General features: G+C 71.0%; 20 protein-coding genes and 1 riboswitch. Of the genes, 11 read left to right on the forward strand and 9 right to left on the reverse strand.

Annotation, left to right across the window (positions count from 1 at the left end):
- Nucleotides 1-6 precede the first annotated feature (6 nt).
- Nucleotides 7-918, reverse strand: a complete 912-nt coding sequence (locus tag AC2IPW_RS05370; protein ID WP_416062849.1) for a sigma-70 family RNA polymerase sigma factor — start codon at nt 916-918, stop codon at nt 7-9.
- 347 nt (nt 919-1,265) lie between these two features.
- Between AC2IPW_RS05370 and AC2IPW_RS05375 the strand changes: the two genes are divergently transcribed.
- The 5 genes from AC2IPW_RS05375 (at nt 1,266) to AC2IPW_RS05395 (ending at nt 6,537) form a co-directional block, all read left to right on the forward strand.
- A complete protein-coding gene (locus AC2IPW_RS05375) occupies nt 1,266-2,354 on the forward strand; it encodes an ABC transporter substrate-binding protein (RefSeq protein WP_371382885.1) in 1,089 nt (362 codons plus the stop codon).
- Nucleotides 2,351-3,169: an ABC transporter ATP-binding protein gene (locus AC2IPW_RS05380; RefSeq protein WP_416062851.1), complete on the forward strand. Its 819-nt coding sequence runs from the start codon at nt 2,351-2,353 to the stop codon at nt 3,167-3,169. Before AC2IPW_RS05375 ends, AC2IPW_RS05380 begins: the two co-directional genes overlap by 4 nt.
- Nucleotides 3,162-4,034, forward strand: a complete 873-nt coding sequence (locus AC2IPW_RS05385) for an ABC transporter permease (RefSeq protein ID WP_416062852.1) — start codon at nt 3,162-3,164, stop codon at nt 4,032-4,034. The genes AC2IPW_RS05380 and AC2IPW_RS05385 overlap by 8 nt, the downstream gene beginning before the upstream one ends.
- A 33-nt stretch (nt 4,035-4,067) precedes the next feature.
- Complete coding sequence (locus AC2IPW_RS05390) at nt 4,068-5,417, forward strand: LLM class flavin-dependent oxidoreductase (protein ID WP_416062853.1); 1,350 nt, start codon at nt 4,068-4,070, stop codon at nt 5,415-5,417.
- A 133-nt stretch (nt 5,418-5,550) separates the two neighbouring features.
- On the forward strand, nt 5,551-6,537 hold the full coding sequence (locus tag AC2IPW_RS05395; RefSeq protein ID WP_486376440.1) for an LLM class F420-dependent oxidoreductase: 987 nt from the start codon (nt 5,551-5,553) through the stop codon (nt 6,535-6,537).
- Between the two features lie 13 nt (nt 6,538-6,550).
- On the opposite strand, the gene AC2IPW_RS05400 is transcribed toward AC2IPW_RS05395, so the two are convergent.
- The 3 genes from AC2IPW_RS05400 to AC2IPW_RS05410 form a co-directional block, all read right to left on the reverse strand.
- Nucleotides 6,551-7,114 (reverse strand): GNAT family N-acetyltransferase, encoded by a 564-nt coding sequence (locus AC2IPW_RS05400; protein WP_416062855.1) that lies wholly within the window; start codon nt 7,112-7,114, stop codon nt 6,551-6,553.
- A 2-nt stretch (nt 7,115-7,116) separates the two neighbouring features.
- Nucleotides 7,117-7,785 (reverse strand): DUF3239 domain-containing protein, encoded by a 669-nt coding sequence (locus AC2IPW_RS05405; protein ID WP_486376441.1) that lies wholly within the window; start codon nt 7,783-7,785, stop codon nt 7,117-7,119.
- Between the two features lie 89 nt (nt 7,786-7,874).
- Nucleotides 7,875-8,159 carry a hypothetical protein gene (locus AC2IPW_RS05410; protein WP_486376442.1) on the reverse strand — a complete coding sequence of 95 codons (285 nt, stop codon included), beginning with the start codon at nt 8,157-8,159 and terminating at the stop codon, nt 7,875-7,877.
- 358 nt (nt 8,160-8,517) lie between these two features.
- Here AC2IPW_RS05410 and AC2IPW_RS05415 point away from each other — a divergent pair, with 358 nt between their 5' ends.
- From AC2IPW_RS05415 to AC2IPW_RS05430, 4 genes are all read left to right on the forward strand, one after another.
- Nucleotides 8,518-8,958, forward strand: coding sequence for a hypothetical protein (locus tag AC2IPW_RS05415; protein ID WP_486376443.1), 441 nt, complete (start codon nt 8,518-8,520; stop codon nt 8,956-8,958).
- A 97-nt stretch (nt 8,959-9,055) separates the two neighbouring features.
- On the forward strand, nt 9,056-10,462 hold the full coding sequence (locus AC2IPW_RS05420; protein WP_054371181.1) for a CitMHS family transporter: 1,407 nt from the start codon (nt 9,056-9,058) through the stop codon (nt 10,460-10,462).
- A 68-nt stretch (nt 10,463-10,530) separates the two neighbouring features.
- Nucleotides 10,531-12,204, forward strand: coding sequence for a sensor histidine kinase (locus AC2IPW_RS05425; protein WP_486376444.1), 1,674 nt, complete (start codon nt 10,531-10,533; stop codon nt 12,202-12,204).
- Nucleotides 12,186-12,854, forward strand: coding sequence for a response regulator (locus AC2IPW_RS05430; RefSeq protein ID WP_486376445.1), 669 nt, complete (start codon nt 12,186-12,188; stop codon nt 12,852-12,854). Before AC2IPW_RS05425 ends, AC2IPW_RS05430 begins: the two co-directional genes overlap by 19 nt.
- A gap of 5 nt (nt 12,855-12,859) precedes the next feature.
- Here AC2IPW_RS05430 and AC2IPW_RS05435 read toward each other — a convergent pair whose 3' ends face one another.
- Together AC2IPW_RS05435 and AC2IPW_RS05440 are read right to left on the reverse strand one after the other, a co-directional pair.
- A complete protein-coding gene (locus AC2IPW_RS05435) occupies nt 12,860-14,518 on the reverse strand; it encodes a DNA repair helicase XPB (RefSeq protein WP_003936423.1) in 1,659 nt (552 codons plus the stop codon).
- Between the two features lie 76 nt (nt 14,519-14,594).
- Complete coding sequence (locus AC2IPW_RS05440) at nt 14,595-16,877, reverse strand: helicase-associated domain-containing protein (protein WP_486376446.1); 2,283 nt, start codon at nt 16,875-16,877, stop codon at nt 14,595-14,597.
- Nucleotides 16,878-16,937: 60 nt separating this feature from the next.
- Here AC2IPW_RS05440 and AC2IPW_RS05445 point away from each other — a divergent pair, with 60 nt between their 5' ends.
- Nucleotides 16,938-17,126 carry a hypothetical protein gene (locus tag AC2IPW_RS05445; protein ID WP_003936421.1) on the forward strand — a complete coding sequence of 63 codons (189 nt, stop codon included), beginning with the start codon at nt 16,938-16,940 and terminating at the stop codon, nt 17,124-17,126.
- A 63-nt stretch (nt 17,127-17,189) separates the two neighbouring features.
- On the opposite strand, the gene AC2IPW_RS05450 is transcribed toward AC2IPW_RS05445, so the two are convergent.
- From AC2IPW_RS05450 to AC2IPW_RS05460, 3 genes are all read right to left on the reverse strand, one after another.
- Nucleotides 17,190-17,774: a transglycosylase family protein gene (locus AC2IPW_RS05450; protein ID WP_486376447.1), complete on the reverse strand. Its 585-nt coding sequence runs from the start codon at nt 17,772-17,774 to the stop codon at nt 17,190-17,192.
- Nucleotides 17,775-17,783: 9 nt separating this feature from the next.
- Nucleotides 17,784-18,007: riboswitch (cyclic di-AMP (ydaO/yuaA leader) on the reverse strand.
- Between the two features lie 211 nt (nt 18,008-18,218).
- Nucleotides 18,219-18,611 carry a YccF domain-containing protein gene (locus AC2IPW_RS05455; protein WP_486376448.1) on the reverse strand — a complete coding sequence of 131 codons (393 nt, stop codon included), beginning with the start codon at nt 18,609-18,611 and terminating at the stop codon, nt 18,219-18,221.
- Nucleotides 18,608-18,850: a hypothetical protein gene (locus tag AC2IPW_RS05460; protein ID WP_054371187.1), complete on the reverse strand. Its 243-nt coding sequence runs from the start codon at nt 18,848-18,850 to the stop codon at nt 18,608-18,610. Before AC2IPW_RS05460 ends, AC2IPW_RS05455 begins: the two co-directional genes overlap by 4 nt.
- A gap of 167 nt (nt 18,851-19,017) precedes the next feature.
- Between AC2IPW_RS05460 and AC2IPW_RS05465 the strand changes: the two genes are divergently transcribed.
- The gene (locus AC2IPW_RS05465; RefSeq protein WP_193788702.1) at nt 19,018-19,428 is read left to right on the forward strand and encodes a cold-shock protein; all 411 of its coding nucleotides are present in this window, start codon (nt 19,018-19,020) and stop codon (nt 19,426-19,428) included.
- The last annotated feature ends 35 nt before the right edge of the window (nt 19,429-19,463 follow it).

Raw genomic sequence — 19,463 nt, forward strand, 5'->3', positions numbered from 1 at the left:
GCGACTCTAGCCGTCGAGGCGGACGCCGCGGAGCTTGTCGGGATTGGCCATGTCGTAGGCCGCCCACACCCGCCCGTCACGTACGGTGCAGCCGATGACCCGTCCGGCGAAGGCGCGGTGGGTCCCGTCGCCGGGGGAACCGGCGCTGACGAACCCCAGTTCGCCGTTGACGAGCGCCGGCGTGCCGGCCAGGAACGCCTCGGCGCCGTAGCGCTGCATCAGGCCGAGGAAGAACCGGGCGAACCGCTCGGCGCCGACGACGACGTTGATCGCGGTGCGGGTGGTGCCGCCCGCGTCCCCGATGACCCGGGCCTCGGGGTCGAGCGCCGCAACCACCGCCGCGAGGTCCCCGGAGGCGAGGGCCGTCATCAGCCGCTGTACCGCCTCGACGTGCTCGGCGGCCGGCACGGGCGGCGGCGCGGCCGCGGCGGCCCGGCGGCCGCGGGAGGCGAGCTGGCGCGCGGACGCCGGCGTGACGTCGAGAACGGCGGCGATCTCGTCGAACGGCACCGCGAACCCGTCGTGCAGGACGAACGCGACGCGCTGGGCCGGGGTGAGCGTGTCCAGCACGACCATCGCTGCCATCCGGCTGTCCTCCTGCTGCACAACGGCTTCCAGGGGATCGGGGGGTGCCGGTCCGCCGAGGGGAGTGACGATCGGCTCGGGCAGCCACTGGCCGACGTAGCTCTCGCGACGTACCGCTGCCGACCGCAGCCGGTCCAGGCACAGACGTCCGACCACGGTGGTCAGCCACGCCCGCAGATCGTCGATGCCGTCCGCGTCCGCGCGGTCGAGACGCAGCCAGGCGTCCTGGACCGCGTCCTCGGCGTCGGCGACGCTGCCGGTCAGCCGGTAGGCGACGGAGAGCAGGTGCGGCCGATGCTGCTCGAAGGCGTCGGCGAGCACGGCGGTGCGCATGGGCCGATCGTACGGGCATCGGGAGCGCGGCCGTTACGGTAGCGGATCGGGCATGTCAAGGGATTCGCACACGGATGCGCCGAAGCGTTGACCCCTCGTGGCGGCCCGGGCCAGACTTCCGGAGTCCGATCGCCGCAGAAGGAGACCACCGTGTACGAGTGTCCGGACTGTTGTCGCTGACCCTCCCGGTGTAGCCCGCCCGTCCGGCCCGTCCGGCCGCCGGCGCTCGATCTTCCGTTGCTGCACCGCGAATCCCGGTGTCGTGGACGCCTCGCCGTCGCCGCACCGCACTTCTCCGTGCCCGCTGTGCCGGGCCTCTTCGCCGAACGTAAGGGACAACTCTCGCGATGTCGTATTCCACGCTGCGCAGCCGGCTGGTCCGGTCGGCTGCGGTCGCAGCCACTCTCGTCACCCTCGCCGCGGGGGTCGCGGCCTGCTCCTCGGGGTCGGAGACCACCACCACCGAGGACGGTCGCACCGTCCTGCGCTACCAGGGCTCGGCCGGCCAGGTCACCTATCCCGAACTCGCGGAGAACCTCGGTTACTACGAGAACGTCGCGCTGGACTGGGTGGGTGACACCACCAGCGGTCCGCAGGACATCCAGTCTGCGGCCACCGGCCAGACCGAGTTCGGCGGCGCATTCAACGGCGCCGTCATCAAGCTCGCCGCCGCCAACTCGCCGATCACGTCGGTCATCAGCTACTACGGCTCCGACGAGGAGTCGTTCAACGGCTACTACGTGCTCGAGGACAGCCCGATCCGCACCGCCCGGGATCTGATCGGCAAGAAGGTGGGGATGAACACGCTCGGCGCGCACCACGAGTTCCTCGTCCGCGAATGGCTCGCCCGGCAGGGACTGACCCCGGACGAGATCAGGCAGGTCGAACTGATCGTGGTGCCCCCGGTGAACACCGAGCAGGCGCTGCGGGAGGGGCAGATCGACGTGGGCACCCTGGGCAGCGTGTTCCGCGAGACCGCGGTCTCGCGCGGCGGGATCCGTCCGCTGTTCACCGACGAGTCCCTGTTCGGGGCGTTCAGCTACGGTACGTACGTCTTCCGAGACGACTTCATCGCCGAGAACCGGGACGCGGTGGTGGATTTCGTGCAGGGCACGGCGCGGGCCATTCGCTGGGCGCAGACCACCCCACGCGACGAGGTCATCGCCGAGTACAAGGAAATCATCAACGGCCGCGGCCGCAACGAGAACACCGACCTCGTCGAGTTCTACAAGAGCCCCGGCGTCGCCGGCCCGGGTGGGACGATCACCGAACAGGAGATCCAGACCTGGCTCGACTGGCTCGCCCGGAACGGCGAACTGCCCGAGGGCACGTTCACCCCGGCCGACATCTACACCAACGAATTCAACCCCTACGCCAACGGCACCTACGAACCGACGAGCGGTCCGAACGGTGAACCCGTCGAGGAGGCGAAATGAGCACCACCCCGAAGCTCCGTCTCGAGCACGTGACCAAGCAGTTCCCGGTCCGCGGTACGAACACCGCGTTCACTGCCCTCGAGGACGTCAGCCTCGACGTCGCCGACGGTGAGCTCCTCGTCCTCGTCGGTCCCAGCGGGTGCGGAAAGTCCACGCTGCTCGACCTTCTCGGCGGGCTGAGCAGCCCGACGTCGGGACGGATCCTGCTCGACGGACAGCCGATCACCGGGCCGGGACTGGACCGGGGCATCGTCTTCCAACAGTACGCACTCCTGCCGTGGCGCACCGCCCGGCACAACATCGAATTCGGTCTCGAAGCGAAGGGCCTGCCCCGGCGGCAGCGGCGCGAGCTCGCCGAGCACTACCTCGAGCTGGTGGGGCTGCGCGGGTTCGGCGATCGCTATCCGCACGAGCTGTCCGGCGGCATGAAACAGCGCGTCGCGATCGCCAGGAGCCTGGCGTTCGACCCCGAGGTGCTCCTCATGGACGAGCCGTTCGCCGCCCTCGACGCGCAGACCCGGGAGTCGTTGCAGGACGAGCTGTTGCGGATCCGGCACGAGACCGGCAAGACCATTCTGTTCATCACCCACGGCATCGACGAGGCGATCTACCTCGGACAGCGCGTCGCCGTGCTGACGTCCCGGCCCGGGCGGATCAAGACCGTCGTGGACATCGACATCGATCGAACCGTCGACGACGTCCGGTCCGGCGAGGCGTTCCGACACTACCGGCACCGGATCTGGTCGTTGCTGCACTCGGAGATCGAGCGCGCGCAGAACCACGGTGCCGCAATCCCGGAGGTGCAGCATGTCTAGTCCGAGCGCAACCCTGATCGCCCCGGCCGAGCTCGACGACGTCCTCGCCGAGGAGCGATCCACGCCGCCCGCGTCCGCACCGGGCGCCGGGGCCGGACGCCGGGTCGGTGCCTTCGTGTGGCGCAGGGTGAAACCGGCCGTCGCGATCCTCGCCTTCCTCGCGGTCTGGGAGACCGCGCCCCGGTTCGGGCTCGTCGACGAGGTGTTCCTGCCGCCCTTCACCGTGGTCGCCGAGGCATTCACCCAGCTGATCGGTAGTGGCCAGCTCGTCGAACACCTCGGCGCCAGCCTGTCCCGGGCCGTCACCGGATTCGTGATCGCAGTGCTCGTCGCGATCCCGCTCGGGGTGGCGATCGGCTGGTACCGGCCGGTGGCCGAGTTCCTCGATCCGATCCTGGAGCTGTTCCGCAACACTGCCGCGCTCGCACTGCTGCCCGTGTTCATCCTGATCCTGGGCATCGGCGAGACCTCGAAGGTGGCGCTGGTGATCTACGCGAGCACCTTCCCGATCCTGCTCAACACCATCTCCGGCGTGCGCACGGTGGATCCGCTGCTGGTCAAATCGGCCCGTTCCCTCGGTCTGCCTTCCTACCGCCTGTTCCAGAAGGTGATCCTGCCGGCTGCCGTGCCGACGATTTTCACCGGCATCCGGATGGCCGCGGCCTCGTCGATCCTCGTGCTCATTGCGGCCGAGATGGTCGGCGCCAAAGCAGGTCTCGGCTATCTCATCACCGCCTCGCAACTCAACTTCCAGATCCCGAACATGTATGCCGGCATCGTCGCCATCTCCCTCGTCGGCCTGACCTTCAACGGGATCCTCGTCGCGGTCGAGCGCCGGCTCTCCCGCTGGCGCGCGGACCGGTAGTCCCCTCGTTCCCACACACCCGGATAGGTTGTCATGTCCCAGTCCCCGAAGCAGTTCCACCTCAACGCGTTCCTGATGGGAGTCGGCCACCACGAGGCCGCCTGGCGGCACCCCCGCACCGACGAGCGCCGTGTCCTCGACGTCGCACACTTCCAAGAGCTCGCGCAGATCGCCGAACGCGGCAAGCTCGACTCGGTGTTCTTCGCCGACGGCCTCGCGACCGGTCCCCGCGTCGAACACAACATCCAGGCGGTCTTCGAGCCGATCACCCTGCTGTCCGCGATGGCCGTCGTCACCGAGCGGGTGGGCCTGATCGCCACCGCGTCGACCGGCTACAACGAACCCTTCACTCTCGCCCGCAAGTTCGCCTCGCTCGACCACATCAGCCACGGCCGCGCCGGCTGGAACATCGTGACCTCGGGTGGCGCCGACGAGGCAGCCAACTTCGGCTACGACGAGACCCCCGACCACGCCGGCCGTTACGACCGCGCCGCCGAATTCGTCGACGTCGCCGTCGACCTGTGGGACAGCTGGGACGACGACGCCGTCGAGCTGGACGTCGCCGGCGGCCGGTTCGCCGATCCGGCCAAGGTGCGCACCATCGACCACGACGGTGCGCGGTTCAAGGTGCGTGGCCCACTGAACTCGCCGCGCTCACCCCAGGGCCGCCCCGTCCTGGTGCAGGCCGGGTCTTCGGAGAGCGGAAAGGACTTCGCCGCCCGGTACGCCGAGGCGGTCTTCACCGCGCAGCGCACCCTGGCCGAGGGACAGGCGTTCTACCGCGATCTGAAGGCGCGGGTGGCCGGGGCGGGGCGGGATCCGCACTCCCTGAAGGTGCTCCCCGGGATCGTGCCGTTCATCGGCGACACCGAGGCCGAGGCGAAGGCGCTCGAGCAGGAGTTCACCGACCTGATTTCACCGGCATACTCGTTGCGTCAGCTCTCGGGGATGGTGGGGGTGGACCTCACCGAACATGCTCTCGACGCACCGCTGCCCCCGTTGCCGCCGCTCGACCGGATCCAGGGCAACAAGAGCCGCTACGAACTGGTGAAGAACCTCGCCGAGAACGAGCACCTGACCGTGCGCCAGCTCATCGGGAAGCTCGGCGGCGGCCGCGGGCACCGCACCGTCGCCGGCACCCCCGAACAGATCGCCGACGATCTGCAGCTGTGGTTCGACCGCGAAGCCGCCGACGGTTTCAACGTCATGCCGCCCTACCTGCCGGGTGGTCTCGAGGACTTCACCACCCGTGTGGTCCCCATCCTGCAGGAGCGCGGATTGTTCCGCACCGAGTACACGGCCACGACGCTGCGCGGCCACTACGGACTCGACCGTCCGGCCGCCCGCTTCGGGGCTGCGCGGGCTCGAGCGGCGACGGCCTGACTGCGCGGCCCCGCTCGCGCGGAGGCAACCCCGCGCGAGCGGAGCCGGTCCGCGATACTGGGGATCGGCCGGCGGGCGGCGTCGCCGTCACCGGCCGGCATGCAGGCCCCGACCTCGAAGACAGGAATCCCCCATGCGATTCGGAATGTTCGTCCCCCAGGGCTGGCGGCTCGACCTCGTCGGCATCGAACCCGCCGAGCAGTGGCGGGTGATGCGTGATCTCGCCCGGCGCGCCGACAGCGGACCGTGGGAGTCGATCTGGGTGTACGACCACTTCCACACCGTGCCGCTGCCCACCGACGAGGCCACCCATGAGGCATGGACGCTGGTGTCGGCGTTCGCCGCGGTCACCGAGAAGGTGCGGATCGGGCAGATGTGCACCGCCATGGGCTACCGCAACCCCGCCTACCTGGCGAAGGTCGCCGCGACCGCGGACATCGTCTCCGGCGGCCGCATCGAGATGGGCATCGGCGGCGGATGGTACGAGCACGAATGGCGCGCCTACGGGTACGGCTTCCCGTCCGCGCCGGAACGGTTGCGCCGCCTCGACGAGGGTGTGCAGATCTTCCGTCAGGCCTGGACCACCGGCACGGCCACCCTGCACGGCCGGCACTACCAGGTGGACGGTGCCGTCGTGCGGCCGCTGCCGCTGCAGGAGGGCGGCATCCCGTTGTGGATCGCCGGTGGCGGGGAGAAGGTGACGCTGAAGATCGCCGCGAAGTACGCGCAGTACACCAACTTCGACGGCACCCCGGAGGGTTTCGCGCACAAGTCGGAGATCCTGCGGGGACACTGCGCCGACGTGGGCACCGATTTCGACGCCATCGTGCGCTCGGCGAACTACAACGTCGCCATCGGCCGCACCGAGGCCGAGGTGCAGGAGCGTCTCGACACGCTGCGGGCCCGGCTCGAACCGTACGTCGGGCCGGAGAAGGCCGACGGTGCGCTCGACGCCTTCCGGGGTCTGCCCGCCGTGGGAACGCCCGAGCAGATCGTCGAGAACTTCACGGCGCTGAAGAAGCAGGGCATGACGTACGCGATCCTCTACTTCCCCGAAGCCGCCTACGACACCTCGGGCATCGAGCTGTTCGAGAAGGAGGTCCTGCCCGAACTGCTCTGACCGGCCCCGCCGATCACATCGGCCATCCGTCGGCCGGTACGCGTGGGTCGTCGGGCAACAGGCCCGCGACCCACGCGTCGTGCCGTACCCCGCGCTGCAATATTCCCCGCCGCTGTACGCCTTCGAAGCGGAAGCCGACGCGGCGGGCCACCGCCGCCGACGCGCGGTGCCCGGCCAGCGCCCGCCACTCGATGCGGTCCAGTTTCAGTCCGTCCGATCGGAAAGCGAAGTCGCACAGCAGGTTCACCGATTCCGTCGCGAGTCCGCGGCCGCGAGCGGCCGGGGCGATCCAGTACCCGATCTCCGCTGCCGATGCGTCCCGCTCGATCAGCCCGATCGTGCCCAGCAGCGGACCGTCGGCGGACGTCCGCACCGCCCATACCGGGCTGTGCGCCGCCCAGCCCGCAGGCACCACGTCGCCGACGAACCGTTGCGCGTCCGCCCGCGTGTAGGGGTCCGGGACCGTCGTCCACCTCGCGATCGACCGGTCCCGGCAGGCGGCCGTGATCGCATCGACGTCGCCCGGCCGGGGCACCGTGAGAACGACGGTGCTTCCGGTGAGGACGACGGGGCGCATGGTCAGCGCAGGTCGGCGGGCAGGTCCTCGGGGTCCAGCACGAGCCGGCGCTCCTCGCTGGCCGCGACCTCGTCCGAGCGGGACAGCTTGCTCTCGAGCACCTTCCACTCGGTCTCGTCGATCGCGGCGGCGGCCTCGCGCAGCACCGACGCGTCCCGGGTGCCCCACGCAATCGGCATCGGGCTGACCATCTGCCATACGCCGCTCGTGTTGCGGGTGGTGCGGTCCGACAACACCGCGACGGACGGCACGCGCTCGCCGACTCGCACCCGATGTCCCGGTACGGCCGTGACGTCCCGGGCGACCAGGGCGTAGCGGTGGCCGCCGGTCTCCGGCTTGGCAATGTCGACGAGTGCGAGCAGCGTCATCCCCCGCGGCCGGAGTTCGGAGACCACGGCCGGAACCAGCGGGCTGTCCCGGTACAGGTCCTGGATCGCGCCCACCTTGCGCGGAGCCCATACCGCGACCCACGCGGCGGTGAGCGCGGCGACGACCACCACGGCCGCGACGACGAAGGACCACGCCCGGCCGATCAGGATCAGCCATACGGCGGCTGCGGCGAACAGCACCGCCAGCACGATCGCCGACACCCGCAGTCGCCGCACCTCGGCGACGGTCTGGTTCACGGCCTTGGCGTGGGGCAGGTCCACGGGAAAGTCGAAACGACGCACGAGGTCAGCTTATGCGACCGGCCTGCCACGGTGGAGCCCTGTCGGGGCTGTCTGTGGGTGGTGTCGAGGGGAGTGGTGTCGAGGGACGCTCACCGGGTGGCGGCCCGTACCGCCGCGACCAGCCATGCGACGAGCAGGACCAGCAGGGCGACCACGAGCAGGACCGGAGCCAGCAGCGCGACGAGGACGACGAGGAGGGCCAGCAGGATCTTGGTCCTGGTGCTCAGACCGGAGAGCAGACCCTTGACGGCGACCCACACGGGGTTCTTGCCGGTCAGGGCGGCCTTCGCGCCTTTCAGGACGGCTCTTCTGCTCGCATTGCCCTCGGTGACGGAATCGATGAGCCGGTCCGTCGAGCCGGGGACATCGCGCATCACCGCGTCCAGGCGCTTCCGCACCGCTCGGGTGAGTCGGCGAACGTGGGTCTTCAGCCACTCGACGGCGGCCGCGAAGGGCCGCCGCTTGCGACGCGGAGCGTGGTCGGCGTGTCCTGTCGATCCCCGGCGTTCCGATGCCGCGACCGGCGGACGCTCGGAGGACGGGGGCCGGGAGCCGGTGGACGTATGCGGCTTTTCCCGAGTCCGCGAGCGGGCCTGCCCCTCGGCGGTCGGCGTCCGTGGACGGGTCCGGCGTGTGGCGGTGTCCTGCCTCCGGCCGCGCCGTGGGGCATCCGTACGGGTTCCGGCTGCGCGTCCAGCTCGCCGATCCGGATCCGTCCGCCGTGGCGCAGTCGTGCTCGACCGCGCGGTGCTCGATTTCGCGGTGGCCGATTTCGCGGTGTCCGTCCGCCGTGGCGCAGTCGTGCCCGACCGCGTGGTGGCCGATCTCGCGGTGCCTGTCCGTGCGGTGGTCGACTTCGCGGTGGTCGATTTCGCGGTGGTCGATTTCGCGGTGGTCGATTTCGCGGTGGTCGACCTCGCCGTAGTCGATTTCGCCGTGGCCGGTGTCGCGGTCGTCGATTTCGTGGCGGCCGTCCGTCTGCGGGGCGGTCGTTCCCTGCTGCCGGTCGTTCGGCCGGCGTCGCTGCGGGTGGTCCGTCCCTCTGCTGTGCCCCGTGCACCCATGCATACGGCTACCCCGGGAACGGCCGGAGAAACCCGCCGCGAGGGGTCGAGTCGACTCGAGCAGAATGCGCACAACGGGGCTATCGCACGCAACGGTGACCACTCGTAGTGGGCGGCCTCACACTTCGGTGTAGCAGGGATCACACCGGGCAGCGACCCGGTTCTCGAACCTCCTCCGCACCGTCCCAGACGAAAGCGAGCAGATCATGCTTGTCTTCCTCGGCTTCCTCATGGTCGCCGTCTTCATGTACCTGATCCTGTCCAAGAGGGCCACGCCCGTCGTCGGTCTCATCCTGGTCCCGGTCGCCTTCGGGCTGTTCGCCGGCGCCGGACTCGATCTCGGCGACATGATCATCGACGGCGTCACCGACCTGGCCCCGACCGCGGCGCTGCTGTTCTTCGCAATCATCTTCTTCGGGATCATGATCGACGTCGGCCTGTTCGACCCGCTGGTGCGGCTGATCCTGCGACTCGTGCGCGACGACCCGGCGCGGCTCGTCGTCGGCACGGCGGTGCTGGCGATGATCGTCTCCCTCGACGGCGACGGCTCGACCACGTTCATCATCACGACGTCGGCGATGTTGCCGCTGTACCTGAAGCTGCGGGTGAGCCCCGTGATCCTGACGGTCGTCGCGGGCCTGTCGAACGCGACGATGAACATCATCCCGTGGGGCGGGCCGACGGTCCGTGCCGCCAGCGCCCTGGGCCTGTCCCCGTCGGACGTGTTCGTGCCGATGATCCCCTCGCTGCTCGTGGGCCTCGTCGTCGTGCTCGGCTTCGCGCTGCACCTCGGCGTCATGGAACGCCGGCGTCTCGGCAAGCTGGTGTGGACCGCGGAACCGGTCCTGGCGGGTGTCGGCCGCGGCGGATCGACCGGCTCCGGCGGATCGGGCGGATCCCGAGCGACCGGGACCGGTCCGGGCGCCGACGCCGACGGCAGCGACGACGAGACCGGGAGATTCGCCGCCGCCCTCGATCCGAACCGCGCGACGCTGCGACCGAAGCTGCTGCCGTTCAACGCCCTGCTCACCGTCGCCCTGCTCGTCGTCCTCGGCCTCGACGTCCTGCCCATCCCCGTGCTGTTCATGATCGCCGCCGGTCTGGCGCTGGCGGTGAATTTCCCGCGCGTGGCCGACCAGTCCGAGGCGATCGTCCGGCACTCGTCGAGCATCGTGTCGGTGGTCGCCATGGTGTTCGCCGCGGCCGTGCTGACCGGGGTGTTCCAGGGCACCGGCATGGTGGAGTCGATGGCGCTGTGGCTGACCGGGGTGATCCCGGACGCGCTCGGACCGTTCCTCGCGGTGATCACGGGTGTGCTCAGCATTCCGTTCACGTTCTTCATGACCAACGACGCCTTCTACTTCGGGGTGCTGCCGGTGCTCGCCGAGACCGCCGCCCAGTACGGGATCGAACCGGTCGAGATGGCCCGCGCCTCGATCACCGGCCAGCCCGTACACATGCAGAGCCCGCTCGTGCCCGCGATCCTGCTGCTCGTCACCCTCGCCGGCGTGCAGCTCGCCGACCACCACCGCAAGGTGCTGTGGCGTGCGACGATCGTCTCGCTCACGATGCTGGTCGTGGGCGTCGCACTGGGTCAGATCCCGCTCGGCTGAGCCCGGCGGCGACGTACCGTCGCGGGAAACGGATCGATCGTGTCGGACCCGGAACCACCGGAGGCGTCGTGAGGCTGCGGACCCAGGTGCTGCTGTTGCAGTCCGCCGTCGTCGCGGCGGCCCTCGGGCTGGGATTCGCGGCGTTCGTCACCACCACCGAGCACCGCGTCACCGACGAGCACGGACAACGGGCCCTTGCCGTCGCCCGGACCGTGGCAGTCGATGCCACGGTCCGGGCCGAGGTGGCCCGGCTCGCCGCCGCCGACGACGGGGTCGTCGCACCCGGCAACCCGGAACTCGCCTCCGGTACCGTCCAGCAGGCCGCCGAGGCGGTCCGTGGCGCCACGGGCGCGCTGTTCGTGGTGGTCACGGACGAGCAGGGGCTGCGCCTGGCCCATCCCGACCCCGACCTGCTCGGACTGCGCGTCAGCACCGACCCGGACGAGGTCCTGGCCGGCCGGGAAGTGGTACGTAGCGAGCGCGGCACCCTGGGCGACTCCGTCCGCGCCAAGGTGCCGGTCGTCGCCCCCGGCTCGGACCTGGTCGTGGGCGAGGTCAGCGTCGGCATCGCCACCGACCGCATCCGGTCGGAACTACGCGAGGACGTCGCGCAGGCGTCTCTCGTCGCAGCCGGGGCCCTGGCCTGCGGTGCCGCGGGTTCGGCGCTGCTGGCCCGGCGGTGGAAGCGGCTGACCCTCGGCCTCGAACCCGAGCAGCTGGCCGAGCTGGTCCGCGAGCAGGAGGTCGTGCTCCACGGCATCGGGGAAGGGGTGATCGGTGCCGACACCGAGGGGACGGTCACCGTCGTCAATGCAGAGGCCCGCCGGCTGCTCGACCTGCGGGGCGGGGCGGGGGACCGGCTCGAGGACGTCGGTCTGACCCCGCGCCTGCTCGACGTCGCGCGCAGCCCCCGCGACGAGCCGGTGGCGGCGGCCGTGGGTGACCGGATCGTCCTCGCCGTGGCGCGTCGCGTCCGGCGCGACGGGCGCGACCTGGGCACCGTGATGTCGGTACGCGACCGGACCGACGTCGAGAAGCTCACCCGTGAGCTGGACGCCGTGCAGTCGCTGACCACCGCGCTGCGGGCCCAGCGCCACGAGACCGCCAATCGTCTGCATCTGCTCTACGGCCTGCTGCAGCAGGGACGCAGCGTGCAGGCCACCGAGTACCTCGAGCAGCTCCTCGGCGCCGGACCGGCCGGCCGGCCCCTCGATGGGCTCGACGCCGTCGCCGATCCGTATCTGCACGCCTTTCTCACCGCCAAGGCTGCCCACGCGCGGGAGAGCGGGGTGGCGCTCGTTCTCGGTGAGAACACCTGGGTGCGGGGCACCGTCCGATGCCCCGTGGACGTCACGACCGTGCTGGGCAATCTGCTCGACAACGCGATCGAGGCGGCTCGCGAACACGGGCACGACCCCGCCGAGGTGGAGGTCGAACTCGTCGAGGCCGGCCGAGACCTGCACGTGGCCGTCGCGGACACCGGGGCGGGGATCGCGGCCGGACGGACCGGGGAGATCTTCGGCGAGGGCGTCACCACCCACGCCGACGGTGCCGTCCCGGGTGGTCGCGGCATGGGCCTGGCCCTGGCGCGGCAGGTGGCCCGGCAGCACGGCGGCGATGTGACCCTCGCCGACCCCGGCGGGCGGCGCACCCCGGACAATCCCACGGGTGGCGCGGTGTTCGTCGCCACCCTGACCGACATACTCGACGAAGGAGACACCGGATGGGCGGATCCGATCTGACGGTGCTCGTCGTCGACGACGACTTCCGGGTCGCGGAGTTGCACGCGAGCGTGGTGGCCGCGGTCGCCGGGTTCCGGGTGGCGGCGGTCGCCGGCACCCTCGCGGCCGCCCGCGCCGCGGTCCGCGAGACCGCGATCGATCTCGCGCTCGTGGACGTGTACCTGCCGGACGGTTCCGGCATCGGGTTGATCCGAGAACTCGACTGCGACGCATTCGTACTCGGTGCGGCGTCCGAGGGCGCGACGGTGCGGGCCGCGCTGGCCGCCGGTGCCTCGGGCTATCTGGTCAAGCCGTTTCCCAATACCGAACTGGCCCGCCGGTTGTCGGCGTACGCGCAGTACCGGCGTCTGGTAGCCGGAGCCGAACTCACCCAGGCCGAGATCGACTCGGCGCTCGCCGCGCTGCGGCCCGCGCCGTCGGGCACCGCCGACCGAGCGCCCCGTTCGGTGACCAAAGAACTTGTCCTGCAAGCACTCTCGTCGTCGTCGACGCCCATGTCGGCGGGGGAGGTGGCGGTGACGATCGGGGTGTCCCGCGCGACGGCTCAGCGTTATCTCGCCGCGCTCGTCACCAAGGGGCAGCTGCGGATGCAGCTGCGGTACGGCAGCACGGGACGCCCGGAACAGGAGTACCGCCTCCCGGCCGGCTGAACCAGTCAGCCGATGGTGGGCCCGAGCAGATCGTCGGCGTCGGTGATCCGGTACGCATAGCCCTGCTCGGCGAGGAACCGCTGCCGGTGCGCGGCGTACTCGGCGTCGAGGGTGTCGCGCGCGACGACCGAGTAGAAGTGCGCCTGCCCGCCGTCGTGTTTGGGACGTAGCAACCGGCCGAGACGCTGCGCCTCCTCCTGCCGCGAACCGAACGTGCCGGACACCTGCACCGCCACGGAGGCCTCGGGCAGGTCGATCGAGAAGTTCGCGACCTTGGACACGACGAGCACCTTCAGCTCACCGGCGCGGAAGCGGTCGAACAGCTCCTCGCGCTCCTTGTTCCGGGTCGAGCCCTTGATCACCGGGGCGTCCAGCGCCTCGCCCAGCTCGTCGAGCTGATCGAGGTACGCGCCGATGATCAGGGTGGGGGAGTCGCGGTGCCGGTCGAGGATCGACTTCACCACCGCGATCTTCGTGTGCGCGGTCGAGCACAGCTTGTACCGTTCCTCGGGCTCGGCGACCGCGTACGCCATCCGTTCCGCGTCGGTCAGGGTCACCCGCACCTCGACGCACTCCGCGGGCGCGATCCAGCCCTGCGCCTCGATGTCCTTCCACGGCGCGTCGTAGCGCTTGGGGCCGATCAGCGAGAACACGTCGCCCTCGCGGCCGTCCTCGCGCACGAGCGTCGCAGTGAGGCCGAGCCGGCGCCGGGACTGCAGATCGGCGGTCATCCGGAACACCGGTGCGGGCAGCAGATGCACCTCGTCGTAGATCATCAGCCCCCAGTCGCGGGAGTCGAACAGCTCGAGGTTGCGGTACTCGCCCTTCGACTTGCGCGTGATCACCTGGTAGGTGGCGATGGTGACCGGGCGGATCTCCTTCTTCTCCCCGGAGTACTCGCCGATCTCCTCCTCGGTGAGCGACGTGCGCGCGATCAGTTCGCGCTTCCACTGCCGTCCAGCCACGGTGTTGGTCACCAGGATCAAGGTGGTGGCACCGGCCTTGGCCATCGCGGCCGCACCCACCATCGTCTTGCCCGCGCCGCAGGGCAGCACGACCACACCGGAGCCGCCGGCCCAGAACGAGTCCGCGGCCATCTCCTGGTAGTCCCGCAGATGCCAGGGGTGGGACTCGAAGTCGAGGCTGATCGCGTGCGCCTCCCCGTCGACGTAGCCGGCGAGGTCCTCGGCGGGCCAGCCGACCTTGAGCAGCACCTGCTTGAGCCGGCCGCGCTCGCTCGGATGCACGATCACGGTGTCGTCGTCGATGCGGGCGCCGAGCATCGGGGCGATCTTCTTGTTGCGCATCACCTCCTCGAGCACTGCCCGGTCGAGGCTGACCAGGGTCAGACCGTGCGCGGGGTTCTTCACCAGCTGCAGCCGTCCGTAGCGGGCCATGGTGTCGACGATGTCGACGAGCAGCGGCTGCGGGACGGCGAACCGGGAGTGGGTGACGAGCGCGTCGACGACCTGCTCGGCGTCGTGCCCCGCGGCCCGGGCGTTCCACAACGCCAGGGGGGTGACGCGGTAGGTGTGCACGTGCTCGGGGGCGCGTTCGAGTTCGGCGAACGGAGCGATCGCCTGTCGGGCCTCGTTGGCGAGCGCATGGTCGACCTCGAGGAGCAGGGTCTTGTCGGACTGGACGATCAACGGTCCGTCGGGCACGGACGCCTCCTAGCACGGGAACAGAGAACAACCTCTCCATTCTCCAGGCGGGACGGCCGGGCCGCCACCGCCGCCGTCAGTCGACGAGGGCGACCGTGGTGATGCGGTGCAGCACGAAACTGCGGACCGTGCCCGCGGCCGGGTCGAACGCCTCGAGCTGTCCGCCGCCGACGGCGACCGGATCGACGATGCGATGAGTGGCGACACCCTGCGCATCGACGTAGCCGATCCGGACGCTGCGCTTGTCGCGCGCGGCGAGCTGCAGCAGTGCCATCGTCGCGGCACCGCCGGTGCGGGAGCCGTCACCACGGACCGTGGTCCCACGCGGGGCGGCCGCGGCCCGGTCCCCGGCGCGCAGCGTGCGGATCAGGTTGTCGAGCTGCTCCCCGGTCGGCGGGGTCGGGCCGGCGTAACGGGGCCGTGCCCGCGGCACCGACACCCGTGCGCCTCGCGGCCGCAGATCGAGCACCGCACCGGTTGCGTCCTCGCCCGCGGGCGCAAATCCCGCACCGCGCAGCTCGGCGAGCACCTCCGCCAGCGGCGCCTGCGAGATCGCGACCGTCGGCGCGACGGCTCGCAGGGCGAGGTGGACGGCGACGGGGTGCCGGAGCACCTCGGCCAGCAGCGCGGGGTCGTCGGAGCGGACGAACGAGGCGGCGACCCCGGCGCGGAGCCGGCCGTGACGGCGGGCGACGTCGTCGATCAGGTAGGTCAGCGCCTGGGGGACCGGCGTTCGCGAATGCGTGGCGAACAGGGCGTGCAGGTCGGCGGCGCCGGTGCCGGCATCCAGGGCGCGGCGCACACCGGCCTCGGTCACCCGGTACACGGTCGCGGCGCCCGCCGACTCGACGTCGGCGACCAGAGCGATGCGGTCCGCGAGTTCGGGTACCAGCGGACCGGGCGCGACCACCGTCAGGTCGGCCTGGACGAGCACGTAGTCGACCGGCTCGGGCAGGACCGCGGCCATCTCGGCGTCGGGGTCGCCGCCGTGCAGCAGCGCCTTACCGGGGGAGGCGAGAGCACCGTGCGCGACGACGGCCAATGCCGTCGCTTCGCGCAGCGTCTCGGCCACCGTGTCACCGCCGAGCCGGGCCGCCCACCGCGGCCGCCGCCAGGCCAGCACGGCTCGCGCCACCTCCGCGTCGGGCGCCGACCCGGGTACCTCGGCGAGCAGCTCGAGCAGCAGACGTCGCTCTCGGGGTGCGGCGGTGGACCGGACCTCGTCGGAGAGTGCGGCGATCGGCTTGTCCGTCGCATCGCGGCGCCCGACGAGCCACATGCGGCGCGGCGCGTCGAGCCACGCGCCGGCGAGCACGGCCCAGCGCTGCGCGGGGGGCGCGTTCGACCAGCCGTCGGCGGCGGTGGTCGGCGCCCAGTAGTCGTCGATGTCCGTGGTCGGCGCGGGCTGCGGCATGCCCCGCGCGATCAGGCCGGCGGCGGCGAGCAGCTCGACGAGCAGTGCGGCGAGCTGCTCGTCCACGTCGACGGTCTTGGCGAGGCGACGCAGCTCCCGCACCCCGAGACCCCCGGCTTTGAGCGCGGGAGCGGGAAGGGCACCGAGCGCGTCGATCAGATTCTCGCAGTGCCGCAGCAGTTCGAGGGCGGCTCCGGCCGCGGTGGCATTGACGTCGGCGACGACGTGCGTCGCGGGCAGCGGCCGGGGCGGGGTGAGGGCTGCGGGGTCGAAAGGCGCCTCCTCCCGCAGCGCCTGACCGACGCGGTGCGGCAGTTCGACGGTCTCGTCGTCGAGCCGGATCAGCAGGCCGGCCGCGATCAGGCGCTGCACGGGCCGGTCGGCGGGGGTGCCCGGGGCGGCGTCGCGGGTCCGGCCGACGGGGGAGGTGCGCGCCAGCGTGTCGAGCAGGCTGCGCCGGGCCGGGTCGAGATCGGCGAGGACGGCGCCGAGTTCGTCGGGCAGCCCGTCGGGGTCGGGACCGCGGCCGAGGCGCCACGGCACCGTCGCCGCGGCGGCCTCGACGACCCGCAGCCCGTCGGCCGGGCCCCACACGAGGGAGAGCCGCCGCAGTGCCTCGAGGGACCGGTCGACGTTCTTGGCCGTGACCCGGCCGGAGAGGGAGTCGAGCAGAGCGCGTCGCGTGACGGGCTCCCGGTCGGCACCCAGCCGGGTCAGGGCCTCGACCACCCCGAAGTCGAGGACGGAGAGCTCGTCGGCGGCGCGGAACACCGACGCGCGCTGCTGTGCGCGGCCGGCCAGGACGCTCATCGTGGCAGGTGGCGGGACCACCAGGTCGGGGCGGGCGCGCAGCAGCTCGCCGAGGTCGGCATCGCGGCGGTCGGCAAGCCAGTGGGCGAGTGACTCCGGGCCGGTCTCCGGCGCGGCGGGGTCGGTGGCGGTCATCGACACCAAGATTAGAGACCTGAAGTGGCTGTCCGTGAACCTGCCTGCCAAAATGAGCGCATGGCTGACAATTCGAAGAAGCAGTACGTCGATCCGGGGTGGCCCAAGGTGGCGGACGGGGACCACGCCGTCACCGAGTTGTCCTCGACTCGTTCCGGCCCGCTGTCCCCGTACGGTGAGGAGATGGAGTTCCCGCTGCCCGTCGACGCCCTCCCGTACACCCATCCCCGCACCGTCATCAACCGCTGATCCGGATTGCGAAGAGCCCCGCACCTGCAGGTGCGGGGCTCTTTCGTGCGGCTGTGCCGGGTGTCAGTTCGGCAGGGCGGCGTTGACCGCGTCGACGAGGTTCTGGTCGACGGCGATACCGGCCTGGCGCAGGGCCTCGAGACCCTGTTCGAAACCGGCCCGCAGGCCCTGGGCCTCGGCGGGCAGGGCAGGCACCTGGGGCACCTCGGGGGCGGCCTCGACGACCGGGGCGTTCTGGACGGTGCCGGCGCTCGTGGACGGGGCGCTGCGCTCCGTCGGCGCACTGCTCAGGCCGAGGCTCGAGGAGCAGGACGGCCATGCGCCCCAGCCCTGGCCGGCCAGCACGCGCTCGGCGACGACGATCTGCTCTTCACGGCTGGCCTGGTTGGCGGTCGCGGCGTACTCGCCGCCGCCGTAGGCGTTCCACGTGCTGGGGGAGAACTGCAGGCCACCCTGGTAGCCGTTGCCGGTGTTGATGGCCCAGTTGCCGCCGGACTCGCACTGCGCGAGGCGATCCCAGTCGGAGTCGGGAGCGGCGTTGGCGGTGCCGCTGAAGGCGACCCCCGTGACGCCGAGAACAGCGCTGGTCAGCGCGAACTTGGCGACGGTGCGGCCGGTGTTGGTGGGTTTGCGATGGCGTCCGCTCATGTCGGTTCCGGTTCCTCTCCGTACGCGCCTGCGAGGTCAGCTGTCGGGTTCGGGCTGAAGAGGTAGCCCGGCCTCCTCGCCGGTGGGCGATTCGGCTTCACCCCGAGGACCGTCGCGTGGCGACGATCCGGGTGCCTCCTGGGAATCGGTGTTCCCTGGGAGACCGTTGGGTCCCCCGCTTCCTGCTCCCGTGGATCGTTCGTCGGGACACCGGGATTCCGCGGAGCAGGATTTGGCGCGACGGACCCGGGGTGGCCGAACCAACCGGCCGGACATGACGGTAACGGCTCGGGACGGTGATTGTCACCAATTGATAACGCCGGGCGTCGCACGCACGATGCAGAGGTGGCCGGTGTGGCGCGATGAAGCCGCAGGTAGGGCCGAAAGTCCATCGCCGGTTCCGGTCTGCGACCTCCCCGTTATTCCCGCGTTATGTGAGGAACGTCACACGTAACCCGGCCGGGTGTCCACCGGGACGATGTCCTTCCCGAGCGGCAGCAGCGAGATCGGCACCATCTTCAGATTCGCGAGCGCCAGCGGGATGCCGATGATCGTGATCGCCATCGCGATCGCCGTCACCACGTGCCCCAGGGCGAGCCAGATGCCGGCGACGACCACCCAGATCACGTTGCCGATCAGCGAACCCGCCCCCGCCGTGGGCTTGTCCACCACCGTCTTGCCGAACGGCCACAGCGCGTACACGCCGATGCGGAACGCCGCGATGCCGAACGGGATGGTGATGATCAGCACGAAGCAGATCAGGCCCGCCAGGAAGTACCCCAGCGCCAGCCACAGACCGCCGAAGACCAGCCAGATGATGTTGAGCAGAATCCTCACGTGCGGTCCCTTCCGCGGGCGCGCCGGCCGGAGCGCAGCGCGAAGGTCAAGGCCAGCACGAAACCGAGCGGCCAGGCGAGAGTCAGCAGATACAGGACCAGGCCCGGCCGGCCGTCGGTGACGACGGGGGTCAGGAAGATCGCCACGACGGCGACGACCCCGACCACGAAGCAGGCCAGCGCGGCCTTGAGCAGGCCGTTGCCCGGTACGGAAGAACTGGAGGTACCCACGCGTTCCACCGTAGTGCTTCCGCGGCCCGGCGCGCCTTCGCCGGACTTTCGGAAGCGGACTCCGCCACGGGTACACTGACGCATGTCTGCGCGTCCCGCACTCGAAGCGGGGCGCGTTGTTTTGCATATCCACTCGTGCCCTGCGGGGCACGGCTGTCGAGGAGCGGGTGAACGCAGTGCCTACCGGCAAGGTGAAGTGGTACGACGTGGAGAAGGGCTTCGGCTTCCTGTCCCAGGAGGAGGGCGAGGACGTCTACGTACGCGCGTCCGCGCTCCCGGCCGGGGTCGAGGGCCTCAAGCCGGGGCAGCGGGTCGAGTTCGGCATGGCCGCGGGCCGCCGCGGGCCGCAGGCCCTCAGTCTGAAACTGCTCGAGCCGTTGCCGTCGGTCCGTCAGGGTGGCCGGCGCGAGGCGGCCCCCCAGAAGCGGCACACCCCCGACGAACTGCACGGCATGGTCGAGGACATGATCAAGCTCCTCGAGGCCACCGTGCAGCCGGAGCTGCGCAGGGGCCGTCATCCCGAGCGCAAGACCGCCCAGCGGATCTCCGAGGTCATGCGCGCCGTCGCGCGCGAACTCGACGCCTGACGCCTGAGCGAGAGGGGCCTTCCGGTGCAGCACCG

The sequence above is a fragment of the Rhodococcus sp. NS-SX18 genome, assembly GCF_057367935.1.